General features: G+C 54.0%; 15 protein-coding genes. 5 read left to right on the forward strand and 10 right to left on the reverse strand.

Going from position 1 to position 12,479, the window contains the following annotated elements:
* Positions 1-279: 279 nt before the first annotated feature.
* From K3757_RS11395 to K3757_RS11435, 9 genes are all read right to left on the reverse strand, one after another.
* Positions 280-681, reverse strand: coding sequence for a hypothetical protein (locus K3757_RS11395; protein ID WP_259995645.1), 402 nt, complete (start codon positions 679-681; stop codon positions 280-282).
* A gap of 767 nt (positions 682-1,448) precedes the next feature.
* Positions 1,449-1,985 (reverse strand): GNAT family N-acetyltransferase, encoded by a 537-nt coding sequence (locus K3757_RS11400; RefSeq protein WP_259995646.1) that lies wholly within the window; start codon positions 1,983-1,985, stop codon positions 1,449-1,451.
* Positions 1,973-2,962 (reverse strand): IS1595 family transposase, encoded by a 990-nt coding sequence (locus tag K3757_RS11405; RefSeq protein WP_260001239.1) that lies wholly within the window; start codon positions 2,960-2,962, stop codon positions 1,973-1,975. The genes K3757_RS11400 and K3757_RS11405 overlap by 13 nt, the downstream gene beginning before the upstream one ends.
* 369 nt (positions 2,963-3,331) lie before the next feature.
* A complete protein-coding gene (locus K3757_RS11410; RefSeq protein WP_259995647.1) occupies positions 3,332-3,871 on the reverse strand; it encodes a hypothetical protein in 540 nt (179 codons plus the stop codon).
* Positions 3,872-4,261: 390 nt separating this feature from the next.
* Positions 4,262-4,546, reverse strand: coding sequence for a hypothetical protein (locus tag K3757_RS11415; RefSeq protein WP_259995649.1), 285 nt, complete (start codon positions 4,544-4,546; stop codon positions 4,262-4,264).
* Positions 4,536-5,579: a hypothetical protein gene (locus tag K3757_RS11420; protein ID WP_259995651.1), complete on the reverse strand. Its 1,044-nt coding sequence runs from the start codon at positions 5,577-5,579 to the stop codon at positions 4,536-4,538. Before K3757_RS11420 ends, K3757_RS11415 begins: the two co-directional genes overlap by 11 nt.
* Positions 5,576-5,983: a hypothetical protein gene (locus K3757_RS11425; protein ID WP_259995653.1), complete on the reverse strand. Its 408-nt coding sequence runs from the start codon at positions 5,981-5,983 to the stop codon at positions 5,576-5,578. Before K3757_RS11425 ends, K3757_RS11420 begins: the two co-directional genes overlap by 4 nt.
* Positions 5,980-7,458, reverse strand: a complete 1,479-nt coding sequence (locus K3757_RS11430; RefSeq protein ID WP_259995655.1) for an FAD-binding oxidoreductase — start codon at positions 7,456-7,458, stop codon at positions 5,980-5,982. The genes K3757_RS11425 and K3757_RS11430 overlap by 4 nt, the downstream gene beginning before the upstream one ends.
* 281 nt (positions 7,459-7,739) lie before the next feature.
* Entirely contained in the window at positions 7,740-8,339 is a 600-nt protein-coding gene (locus tag K3757_RS11435; RefSeq protein WP_259995656.1) for a recombinase family protein, read from the reverse strand.
* A 326-nt stretch (positions 8,340-8,665) separates the two neighbouring features.
* Between K3757_RS11435 and K3757_RS11440 the strand changes: the two genes are divergently transcribed.
* The 5 genes from K3757_RS11440 to K3757_RS11460 all read left to right on the forward strand — a co-directional run bounded on the left by K3757_RS11440 (position 8,666) and on the right by K3757_RS11460 (position 11,819).
* A complete protein-coding gene (locus K3757_RS11440) occupies positions 8,666-8,899 on the forward strand; it encodes a recombinase family protein (RefSeq protein WP_260001241.1) in 234 nt (77 codons plus the stop codon).
* 16 nt (positions 8,900-8,915) lie between these two features.
* Positions 8,916-9,374 carry a hypothetical protein gene (locus tag K3757_RS11445; protein WP_259995657.1) on the forward strand — a complete coding sequence of 153 codons (459 nt, stop codon included), beginning with the start codon at positions 8,916-8,918 and terminating at the stop codon, positions 9,372-9,374.
* Positions 9,375-9,467: 93 nt separating this feature from the next.
* Positions 9,468-9,935, forward strand: coding sequence for a type II toxin-antitoxin system VapC family toxin (locus K3757_RS11450; RefSeq protein WP_259995658.1), 468 nt, complete (start codon positions 9,468-9,470; stop codon positions 9,933-9,935).
* Between the two features lie 181 nt (positions 9,936-10,116).
* Positions 10,117-10,551, forward strand: coding sequence for a LexA family transcriptional regulator (locus K3757_RS11455; protein ID WP_259995659.1), 435 nt, complete (start codon positions 10,117-10,119; stop codon positions 10,549-10,551).
* Positions 10,548-11,819 carry a Y-family DNA polymerase gene (locus K3757_RS11460; RefSeq protein WP_259995660.1) on the forward strand — a complete coding sequence of 424 codons (1,272 nt, stop codon included), beginning with the start codon at positions 10,548-10,550 and terminating at the stop codon, positions 11,817-11,819. The genes K3757_RS11455 and K3757_RS11460 overlap by 4 nt, the downstream gene beginning before the upstream one ends.
* Positions 11,820-12,008: 189 nt before the next feature.
* On the opposite strand, the gene K3757_RS11465 is transcribed toward K3757_RS11460, so the two are convergent.
* The gene (locus tag K3757_RS11465) at positions 12,009-12,365 is read right to left on the reverse strand and encodes a nuclear transport factor 2 family protein (RefSeq protein ID WP_259995661.1); all 357 of its coding nucleotides are present in this window, start codon (positions 12,363-12,365) and stop codon (positions 12,009-12,011) included.
* Positions 12,366-12,479 lie beyond the last annotated feature (114 nt).

The following is a 12,479-nucleotide window of genomic DNA, read 5'->3' on the forward strand; positions in this document are numbered from 1 at the left end:
CACCGCAGTTTTCGCTCCTGCCGCATTTTTCACGCTGCGAGCGCACGCAGCACAAAATCACAATGGCTGAGTCGGGCTCGTTGCTGACGTTCGCTGCGCTGCAAACAAAATTATCGTCCAACCGTAGGGCGAGAGGCAGCACTGCGGGACCTTCCAGACCCCCGCTGCAACTGGGCGATAGGCCGGTTCGGCAACACGTTCAGCAAGCGGTGGTTATTAGGACGGTGAGCAGAAGACCCTCTAAGCGATTGCAGGCCACGACAATTAAGAATTTTTAGGCTACATGTTCATTGTAATTTTCAGTGATCTTTCAGTGAGCTTGTGCTTTAGAAGACTGCCTTCGTAGCTTGCTGCTCGCGCATCTGCACTATGATAACTGGCAGCACCGGGCTGGATAGTATTGGCGTCGAGAACGGTAGCGACCGCAACCTCAGCCCAAAACCCGACAGTTTTGCCTTCTTGGTAACCCATACCAACGTAAATTTTTTCCGCACCATCGCTGATAATATTTTTATCGTTATACGTGCTGTAGGTTACAGAACTTGGCTCAATGCCCTCTGACCTAAACCATGGGTTAAGCAGTGAGGCATCTTTACCATCGATTTCCCCTGCGCCACCGCGCCTTTTGGAGTAGACATAAAGTGCTGCACCAACGATCAAAACCCACCAAAACCACGCCATCTAACTACCCTTATAATCGCTATCAAATTTTGTCTTAATTCGTTACTGATCGAAATGAAGGTGTCGGGCAAGTCCTTGTTTTAATTATCCAGAAAAGCACACTGGAACAGTTGCAACGAACGGCAGAAAAGTCCCGCAACTTGCGGAATTCCCTAAACCAACTTCGCTGCAAAGAGCTTCAATGGCTGGTTTCCTCGCCGCGGCGCAGCGCTATACGTTACGCAGGCGCGCCAATTTTTGTGTTGCGATCGCACGCAGCGAGAAAATCGAATTCACAGTCTGGGCTCACTGCCGTCATTCGCGGCGCTTGCATGTCGAACAAACTGGATCGCCGCAGTGAACGTCCGCTTTCTTTGAGTTGTCCAATCTGGTTTGCAGCCGCAGCGAAGGTCCGCTCCCCGCCCATTGTGTCGACCGACATGAACGGCCCAAGGCCGCCGTTAGTGTGAAACGCGTCTAATGGCTGCTCCCAGCCCAAAGCGGACATGGCCAAACGAAACCTTGGGCGGATTGCGTACCTTCGCTGCGCCCGCAAACTAAACTGGGCAATTTGAAGAAAGCGGACGCTCAGGGCTGCGACCCAGCTTTTTCGATGTGCAATCGCGGCGAAAGTCGGCAAAGAGCCCTCTTTACCGAATTTCTGCGATGATGCTAAAGTCTGCTATTACGGTGGAGACAAAAACTTTCCCGCCTATCCACCAAACAAAGCAGTAATCACAATGCATTAGATTACGAAGCTGGCGGCGACAATGTCCCTCAACATTTCTTCATACCTCAATGGCGTAGATGATTTGCGGCGCACCAAATCGAACCAGCTCTCGAATTGGACGCATCCCGACTGTTTCCAGGAGTTTCCGAGATGCTTCGTTGTCCTTTTGAGTCTCTGCCACGACCCGACGCAACCCAAGATCTCTGTTGACGCGTTGCATCAATCCGCTGACAGCCTCGGATGCGATGCCTTTGCCCCAGTAGGTGGGAGCAAAGCAATACGATACTTCGATATCTATCCCATCATGATGTGGTCCAAGGAACAAGAGTCCAGCGAGGTTTTCCTCCCCAACAAGTCGCACTGCTCGAGCACATGATCGATCTTTATCTTGCATTGCGGCGTTAGCACCCTCCGCTGCTCTTTCCGGCGAGGAAGGCCCTCCGAGATACCGGCGCACCGCGGGATCAAGGTAAAGCGCGACAATCGCCACTTGATCCTCAGGAAGCACACGATCCACCCGACAGCGCGGCGTCGAAAACTCCAAAACAGTCATTGCATCGCCCTCTCGCGTGAAGCCCTCACTCACGGCCAACATAGTCCATATTCCTTCGAGCGGCGCATCTGCTTACCCACGGCTCCTTGAAGGAGCACCCGCATCTGGTCGAGCACCGGGATCGGCTTCCAGATCGTCGTGGACTTCTCACGATCAACACCGGCTTTCGTGGTCCACTGTTTGACCACATCGCGAACCTGCTCCCGATGGTTCCAACGCCAAACGATCTCATCGAGATATCGCTGAAGATGCTGGCGACCGAGATTGTGATACACGCCGACCAGTGCCCGCTGAACTTGAGAGATCACAGATTCGGCCGTGTTCACATGAGCGCCGGTCTCGGGGTTCGCGTATTCGTCGTTGCTGTGGATGACGCGATGATGGGATGCCATCGTCTTCCGCATACCGGGATAACTGGTACTGCCGTCCGTCATCAGCGTCGTTGTCGTCGGTTCAATCCACTCCAGGAGGACGGGTTCCAAAGTGGCTCTCTGATCATCCGCAACAACCCTCGCCCGCGCCTGGCCGTCCCGCGAGGCCGCGACGAAGATCATTGGCTTACCGGTGCCTTTTCCCCTTGGATTATACGCCCCCGAGAGTGATTTCGGGGCGCCGCCCACGTAGGCTTCATCCACCTCCACGATGTCCTCCAGCGGCAGCAGTTCGCCGTTCCGGTCATCCATCAGTTCGCGGATAGCGTGCCCCATCTTCCACGCTGTCTTCTGGTTCACACCAAGCAGGCGCGCCATCACGACGGACGAAATCCCCTTGCTCGATGTGAGCACAATGAACATCGCAGAGATCCAGATCCGCAGATCGAGCTTGGTGGCGTGGAGGGGTGTTTTCGTGGTGATAGTGAACTGGCCACGGCACTCGGCCTCGCTGCACTGATAGAGCCCTGGGCGGCTCGACTCTCCCGCCAACTTGATCGAACGCAAACCTCCGCAATGCGGACAATACCGACCGCCGGCCCAGATGATACTTTCGAGAAAGACACGTGCGTGATGCTCACTTGGCATCTTGCGCCAGACGTCAGGAAGGGATTTAATCTCTTTGATCAAGGCATACCTCTTCAGCGATTTCGGGGAAATGGCAATATTGGCTATTCTTACCCACGACGAAGCCGCCGCACCATTTTCACGTTAAATGACATACAAGCACTGCGAAAAGGTAAACAATCAGAGGGTTATATTTTCAGCCGCTTTTTCTCGTGGATAAGTGGGAAAACTTTCAACAACCACATGGGTTTTGAACGGGGTCTATGGCAGCATCAAACGAGGTGTTTTGTGGTCGTGCCAAAAAGGAGCGTTTTGGGAACAGCAGTAAGGCCTGCTGTGCGGTCGTAATTGCCGTTAAGGGCGGGTGCGTGATCTCTTTGAAATGGATATTTACGCTCCTCGCCGAAACGGCGTCCAAAAAAGAAAGAGCCCAATTAACATGCCGGCGAGTGGCACAGACAATAATATTACCGCAAATTTTTTACTGACATCGATTGCGTCTCGCAACGGTCGCGTTTCGTCTGAGCGTATTATGGCAGCCCCGACATAGTCTTGCTGATCACAAAACCAAACAAACCCAGCCGGAGGACCATCGAAGCGCCTTGCGTTAAGCCGCGTTATGTCTTCAAGCCAGGCTTCCAAGACTGCGTCACGTTGGTCTGCAGGAACAGCATACCCGTCATATTCTGGTATCGGGTCAGCATGTTGGTCAAGAATTTCGGCCTCTTGGTTTGAGATTAATCGGCATAGCATTTCCGGATCTTCAAGGTAGTCATTGAGCGGCGGATTGCGTGTTGATGCGATCAGCCAAACTTGAGCGAGAGATGGCCTGTCACCATCAAATGCAATGAGAACAGCACTCACCCAAAACACTGTTAAGAAAAACCAAATTATCCATAAGAGTTTGATAGGATATTCCCCCAGTGACACTTTCGTCTGCAGGGTTTGCTGAAGCTTACCGTCTTGGTCAATGATTATTGCAACAGTTCTAATGGTTGCCAGAAAGGCCAGCTTTCAAACTGGAGCATCGGTCAAAGTGAGCACGAACCGATCATTCATTGCGTCTGCACACCCGTTCCAAAAAGGGCCGTTTTTGGAACATGTGCGGATGCAGCGTATGGGAGGAATGAGCCCAAACTTACCGATACTGCATTGTAAACAAATGGCCAGCTGTGCGAAGCGTGCGGGCATGTTTCGGGAATTGGCCTCCGAGGCAGCCATCTGGCCTTTGCTTGATGCATTGTGCTCGAGCAGCGGATTTAATGCCAGGTTTCGGCATATTTTAACGCGGCTCGCCGGACACTTATGTTCATTCCAAATCTATCGCAGTGGCAAACATCGAGGCAATCCGGCCGGTAGAACGATCAATGCGCCAGCTGCATATAGTTTTCTGCCCAGACTTGGATCATCCGACGCAACCGTGATCCACTTGGTTCCGATGTCTACAATCCCCGTGTTGTCGGGTAGTCGGGATATGAACCCTTCGCTGGGAAACAAGACCATAGCACCGGGTGCCGCGTCGGTAAAAAACATCACCCCCAGCTGAAGTGCGACCCACCCGATCACAACAAAACCAAGCGATGCGGCCCATGTTTTAATAGTCATGGATGTGTTCCAACGTCAGGCCGCGTTCATCTAACTGTCTCAATGCATTTGCTAATTCACGGACGGGCAACAGGATCAAATGACGGGTGTCGCCGTAGCCTTGGCGCGCAAAACTATAGAGCGCCTCGCTGAGCTGTGTGGCATCAGATGTCACAGTGAAAAGGATGTCATCGTTTCCCGCAATCTCAACAAAATCACCCCCCGCGAGGGCAAATTGATACAAAAGCAGCGTGAGCGCGCGGTAGCGTGGTGTGTCAATTTCGACACCTGTGTCGCGCGCCGAGATAACGTCCACGTCGTTAAAGGCGGAAAGATCATCTGCCCCCAAGCCCGAGACAATCATCCGCAGGCGCAGGGCGTCCGGTTCCATGTCTGCGACGGCAGATGCAATGGTAGCGGCGTAGCGGGTTTTCACGCCATATTCCAAACCGACCGCAAACCGTCTTTCGCGATCGCGAAACGCATCCGTTGCATCAATGTGAAGGGCTGTAGCGGCGCGCTGGAAATCCCATTGGTACCAAGGGGTTTGGCGCAGAAACTGGGCGTATTGTTCGGCCTGCTGCGCGGTCAGATCATCCAATGGCGCGCGGTCTTCTCCCCTGATGACGGTTGCCACGCGCCCGATGGTCTCTTCGTATAGTGACTTTGCCAAAAGCTCTGCGGTGAAGCTGACACCAATTGTGTAAACGGTGGATTTGAATTCGCTCGGAAAGCCTCCGTGTGGTCCAGCTGCTTTGGACAGGCTGCAAAGTGACGACCAAAATCCGGCAATGGCAGGTAAATAGGCGTAGTCATGCGGATCGCCCGTGCTGATGACCTTTGCATAGTCATCATAAGCATGGACGATGTGCCATTCAGGATAGGTGAGCAGCGTGCGCCCTTCGGGTCGGTGGTGCTCTGATGGCACGATCGCCACGTAATCTGAAGGGATGTTGTCTGGGCGACAAGCCAGCTCATTGTACCCCACAGGCGCCAACAGCCCAATCACAATAAACAGCAAGGCTAGCAAAGCACGTATCAGAAAACGCCTCATAAAGTGCGCCCCAACCGCAGCCCCACAACAAGTGCCACACCGCCAAGTGCGATATGCGGCAGGTTCGCAAGGACCCGGAAAATCGTGAACGATAAGCCGTCCGAGGGGTTCGTGAAGATGCCAAAATCCAAATAGCCCCAGCCTGTCAGAAAACCCAGAGCCCCATCTCCAAGGTACAGCGCGCCAAATATGACCAGAAATATCTTGCTGCTTCTGGCCCCCCAAAGTGCCGCTGTAAGCGCCCAGATGGCCGAAACCAAATGCAGCATATCGTCGAACAGATCGAGCGCGAAGATGCCAAATGCCAGCCCCGCGTCATCGGTGATCCCCGGGATATAGTTTAGACCCGCGGCAGCCATGAGAATGACGAAATACCCAAGTGCAAATTTCTGGATCAAGGTCATAGGGCCTCCAAATAGCTGTCCCAAAGGTTGTTGCGCAGGATAAGATCACGATCCAATGCGCGTTTCGCGGCTGTGAATTCCGGCGCGCGCGGATAGGCCCGCGCAAATTGATCGGCGCGCGCATGCGGTCGGTAAGGCAGGTAATATGTCCCGCCAATCGCAATAACCCCGTCGATCAGCTCTTGGGTCATACGTTGCATGTCGGCCTCCGCGCGGGCGGTCAATTCTTGGCTGAACGACATCACGGCCGCGATGCGCGGGGTTGTGGCATAGCCAAGCCAACTGTCGGGGTCCGTGTCCACGAAACGCAAAGTCACGTTCAGGAATTCCTGATAGGATCCCGGGATGACGGCGCGACAAACTGCGACAAATTCCGCAAAGCGGGCGGGCGCGATGAAATATTCATGCAAAATATCCACACGGTGACTATTACGGTCATCCAGCGTAACGACAGGTTCATTGATAAGACTGTTGCGCGTAACAGGCCCACTGGCCAGTTTGGTCGCAAGATCGGCTTCAAACCACCAACGCAGTCGCTTCATCCACTCATTCCCAAGCTGCCCGCGATAAATGCGACTTGCGAGCTTTGCGGCGACGCCCGATCCGCTCGCTGCAGGAAGGTCGCTTTGATCGGTGCTGGCACGATAGGTAACCAGCAGGGCATCAGCCATGAAACTGGCCCGCTGCACGTTCAGCCGACCATAGGCCATCTTGACCGTTTCGTCCGCAAGCGCAGCCATGAAACTTTCCCCGAATGCCTCGGCTGGCATTTCTTGGAAACTGGGTTCAAGCCGTTGGTTTGGCAAAAGATCAACGTCCATCTGGGTGATGATCCCCGTCAGACCATAGCCTCCCATTGTCAGGCCAAAAAGATCGGCATTTTCGGTGCGGGAACACCTCACAAGGCTGCCGTCCGGCAAAATCATGTCGAACGCGCGCACGGTGCTTCCCATTGGGCCCTCTTTGACGGGCCATCCATGGGCATTCACGCAGAACGTGGCCGCAACACCAAAGTCATTGTTTGACTGCATCACGCGCGGGCCAAAACCGATCGGATCGGTGGTAGCGATCACGTCTCGCCAGCGGGCACCTGCGTGTACACGCATCGTCTGGTTGGCGGTGTCCACTTCGACAAGGTCGTTTTCAAATGTGATCGCATGACCATTGCGGGGGATAGCCTGCCCGCCCATGGAATGACGTGCCGCACCGACATTGACAGGACGGTTATTGGTGCGGGCGTCGTCTAATTCTGCGCGGATCGATGCGATTAAAGGTTCTCCAGGATCGTCTTTGACGATGATATGCTTAAAGATCGGTGTCTCGCTCAATTCGCTTGCGTCGTTCAATGTCCCTGCAGCGCCAGCCGGTTGAATGGACCTGGTCCCATCAAGCGTCGGATTTGATGCAGAGAATGACCTGGTGAGCACGCCACCGACCACCATGCCACCCCCCAAAAGTGCTGCCCGTCGGCTCATTTTCCTAACGAATGCCATGTCTTACCTTCACAACTTCAACTGCGTTCACCTTATTGCACCGCGATGGTCGCAGTAAAAGTATGGATTCCCATAACAGTGCTGGCGATCCGTCAGATGGGAAAGAAGTCCAACAGAGGGTCCCGCGATACGCGTTTGTTTCAGTGGGCTGCAAAAAAAACAAACACGATTTAAGCTGCTCTAAGCAGACATTGATGCAACTGCGGCGAATTCACCCTTTGTCCCGCGTTGTGTAAGTTCATGCGCCGTGCAGCGAATGGCCGCTACACCGCAGTTGAGGGTGCGTCTGCGCTCGGTGTCCGCTGCAAGACACGATAGACGGTTGGCCGAGACACGTCGAATAATTCTGCCAGATCGCTGATAGAGTAGTCGCCCGTATCGTGCATGCGGCGCAGTTCCGTTTGACGACGATCCGACAGCTTTGGTTTCTTGCCCTTCAGCTTCCCCTTTGCGCGCGCAATAGCCATGCCTTCCTTGGTCCGCATTCTTATCAGATCAGCCTCGAACTCAGCGAAAGTGGCCAAGATGTTGAAAAACATCCTACCCATCGGATCGGTTGGATCGTGGACCGACGCACCCAAGGCGAGCTTTACACCGCGCTTCTCCAATTCATCCGCGATAGCGCGGGCGTCCGGGACCGAGCGTGCCAACCGGTCCAGCTTTGGCACAACGAATGTGTCCCCCGCGCGGACAGCGGATAGGGCCTGCGCCAAGCCTGGCCGCTCCCGGTTCGTGCCGGTCAGGCCATGATCTGTGTAAATCCGGTCTTCCGCCACATCGAGATCGAGGAGTGCCGCACGTTGTGCCGCGAGGTCCTGTTTGTCGGTCGAGCAGCGGGCATAGCCAATGCGGATATCAGACATAAAAGCACCCTTAGATCGAAATTGGCGAGTGAGTTCTGGTTGCGCTCATGTGTAACGCAGAAGGCCCCGTCAATGAGACTATCACCGTACCAGTCAAATGAGAATCTATTTTTGCTGTAAACACTGGGGCCGGCCTACCGATGTTTCAGCGTCCGGTGAACGATCCCCTATCGGACACCATCTGCCATAAACCTTCAACAACTGGTCTGGTTTTGGGGTGTTTGTGGCACTCTATAATCAGGATTATTGGATATGCTCGTGTCATCTACTGATGACCAGAGCCTCAATGCACAACTCGACGCCCTGAAGGAAGTTGGATCCGACGTATCTTTGCCGACAAGATAACTGGAACGGCGCGAAAGCGGCCTGAGTTGGATCAGCTGGTCGATCAGCTCCGTGAAGGTGATATCGTCATTGTCACCAAGTTTGATAGATTGGCTCGTTCTCTACGTGACTTACTCGATATAGTGGAAGCCATTGGCGACAGAGGCCGATGGCCGCGAATGGAACGACGGCCTTCCAATATCTCTCAAATGACATACGTTACAACAAACACCTAATATAGAAAATGACCCTATGAAATCCAAACTCTTAGCCCTAGCCCTTGCCCTAAATCTACCAGCAGAAGCTTTCGCTGGTGAGGCCGGTAACATTTTGGCCTGCATCCAAGCAGTTGAAGCATTCACCGGACAAGTCGTTGACGAATTTGATGTAGAGTACACAGGAAGGATTTTGGGAATGAGTACAGCAAACTGGCCCGGTGTCGAATGTGAACCTATGCTGGAAAGCGTGTTTAATCTTAGCGTTAACGGGAAGCAATATGTAGTGGAGGGCTTTGCAGGTATGGAAGCTAAAAGAACTTTTGAAACTCTGGAGTCTGAAACAGAAGACGCTGTTTCTTTGCTTAACTCCCGCATCAGAATACTTGAGAGACGTCTAGATGAAGCGGAAGCCCAGTTGAAGGAACCAGATCTGATTATTTCGGAAATAGAAGACTATGTATCTGTCGGAATTGCAAAAGCGACCGGTAAGTAGCCATTATACTACCAGACGCGCCCAGAGACCGCGCTTGGGTGGCTCTGCCACCTTCTCGTGTTGGTCAGGCAGAGCGCCAATGCCTGTCTGTGATTGGCGCTCTGCCTGACCCTTCAAAGCCTCGATCTGATCGCCTATAGGTTCATCGTCCCGCTACCGATCCGCGTGGAGGAGCTTCTCGATTTCACACCACAGGAATGGCGTATGCTCGAAGATGGCGGACTTGCGACATATGATCTGCCCAGCGAAGAGGTAGCAAAGGTCTTTGCACTGAAACGGGAACATAGCCGCCTCTCAGCAAACGACTGCTTCGCATTGATGACCGCAACCTGTCAGGAAAACGGAATCCTGCTAACGGGTGATGCCCTGCTTCGAAAAGTGGCTGCCGCACGCAATGTGCGGGTGCATGGTGTGCTCTGGATTGTCGATCAGCTATATACGGCGGAGATTTGCGACGTTGAGCTTCTGATCTCCGCCTTGGAGTGCTGGCGCGATGACGACGCCGTATTTCTTCCAAGTGCAGAAATCGATAGCCGGCTACGTCTGCTATGTAAAATATGACGCCGTACGCCACATCATACCAAAATTACAATCGGCATATGGCCTTGCTATTGTGCGAACTCTTTAAGGCATGAAGTTCAATCCGGGCAGCATATAAATCTGACAGTGTTTCGGGAACGGTCTTGACAGTTGCGGGTCATATAGCAGATTTAGAACAAAACATGAACATTAAGGAGTCTCTATGCCGGTGCATCGCGTCGAACGACCTGTCGTTGCCAATGGCTTCCAGATGCGCTTGGTCACTATGCCTGTCAGCGCAGGATTTCCGTCGCCTGCGGGGGACGACCTCGAAGATGAAATCGATCCTATGGCGTGGGTCGTGCGGCATCCAGCGTCGACTTTCTGGTGGCGCGTTGAGGGCGACTGTCTGTGGGATGTAGGGATACGTGACGGCGACATCATCGCCGTAGACCGTGCGGGTAAGAAGCGCCTTGGTCGGGCCGTTCTGGCCGTTGTTGAAGGTGCTGTCACCGCAAAAATCCTGCGCAAGCGCGGCGATCAGTATTATCTTGCACCGGCGAACAGCAATGAGCAGTTTCCAGATATTGAACTCACCGAAGACAGCGAGATCTGGGGCGTGATTGCAGGTGTCGTCCGGCGGTATGATCTGGCGTGAAGAAGCCCATCGCGATCAGCGATAGCGCGAACTTTTATGTCAGCGCCGAAAGGATTTTTGACCCTACCTTGAAGAACGTGCCCGTCATCGTGCTTTCGAACAACGACGGCTGCGCAGTCGCCCGCAGTGACGAGGCCAAGGCGCTCGGGATCAAGATGGGGGAACCCCTGCACCTGATCCGGGACAAGGTTGCAGCCCACGGCATCCGGGTGTTCAGTTCGAACTACACCCTTTACGGCGATATCAGCAAGCGGATCGTCGAGGTCTACGAAGACTTCACGCCTAACGTGGAAATCTATTCGATTGACGAGTGCTTTCTGGATTTCACCGGCTTCAAGGACCGCACGGCCCACGCGCGTGCCCTTCGATCCGAAGTCCTCAAACGTATCGGCGTCCCTGTGCGGGTTGGCATTGCATCCTCCAAAACGCTGGCGAAATGCGCCAATGACGTGGCCAAGAAAAATCCGATTTTCGCGGGTGTGCTGGATATGATGGATGAGACGCTTGCGGACCTCATTCTGCCGATGGTGCCGGTCGGAGACATCTGGGGTGTGGGGCGCCAGACACAAAAAAAACTGCACGGTGTGGGGATCTATACAGCCGCAGACCTGCGAGGCATGCCGCTGCGACAAGCGCGCACTGTTGGGACGGTAGTGCTCGAGCGCACCGTGCTTGAACTTCAGGGAGAGCCTTGCCTGTCCTTTGACGAGGTAGAGCCACAGCGCAAAGGTATGGCCGTTACACGATCCGCAGGCACACCCATGACGGACTTCGATACGCTGTTCCAAGCAATCACCGCACATGCGACACGAGCCGCTGAGAAACTACGGCGGCATGGCTTGGTGGCCGGAACGCTGACGGTTTTCTATCACACAAATCGACACCGGCAGGACCGGCCGCAATATTCGGGGTCGCGATCGACGCGGTTGATGCCAATGTCCTCAGATACCTTCGATTTGGTTAATGCGGCACGTCGATGCGCGCAGGCGGCCTGGCCGAAAGGAAAGGTCGGGTCGTTCGGCTTTACGAAGGCCGGCGTACTGCTGGATGATCTGGTGCGGTTCGAAGATCGTCCGCGGACCCTGTTCGATGTAGCTCGGCCAAAATCTGCGGCACTGATGTCAGCACTCGATCGGGTAAATGACCGGTTCGGTAAAAAAACGATGGTGCTTGCGAGCGAAAGGATGAAACGCCCGTGGCAGCTGCGGGCCGATCATCGTAGTCCGCGCTATACCACGAGACTCTCTGACCTTCCTGTCGTCAGATAACCGTCAATTCAAACAGAGCTGATCGATCTTCTCTAAAGCATTCACAGCCCCACAATCTGTAAGCGGACCTTCATTCAGAACGCAGCGAATGACGGCAGTGAGCCCATAGTTACGGATGCTGCAGTTAGCGCCAATGTCAGCTTTTGTTGTGCAGACGCCCTGAAAGTTCGACTTAGACAGGGCCCTCAGTTAATATGGGGTTCCCTGATGGAAGCGTAACTTCCAGCGGCCTTCAACTTTGACCCAGATGGATGAGCGGCGGCCCCGTTCGACCCTCTCGCCATATCTCACTATGCTCGTGTAGGTTGCCAAGGCCACATCAGGTGCGATGAGCTCTAAGGCATAGTGCTGAAGAGGAAGTTCAGCGTCAATCACGGCATGGGGGGTGCTTTCGAAAATCATCTCGGCCCGTTCATAACGTCGGCCCGAGCGCCCGAATTCCACGAAACTTTCCGCAAAGGTTTTGTCCATCAAGTCAGGATCGAAGCGGGTATTGGCAAGCCACAGGCTCTCTTCAAGTGCCATAAGCGTGTTTCTGTCTTCCATTCCAAGATCCATCGAGTCGCCTCATGCTTCGTACCGTGTGTCCAAAGCACATATCAGCTTAAGCTGCCGTTCGCATCTGCATGGGCAAGCGCAGCATGTCCGCATTGCAGCCGC

The organism is Sulfitobacter sp. S223, from assembly GCF_025143825.1.
In the GTDB taxonomy this organism is placed as follows: Bacteria; Pseudomonadota; Alphaproteobacteria; order Rhodobacterales; family Rhodobacteraceae; genus Sulfitobacter.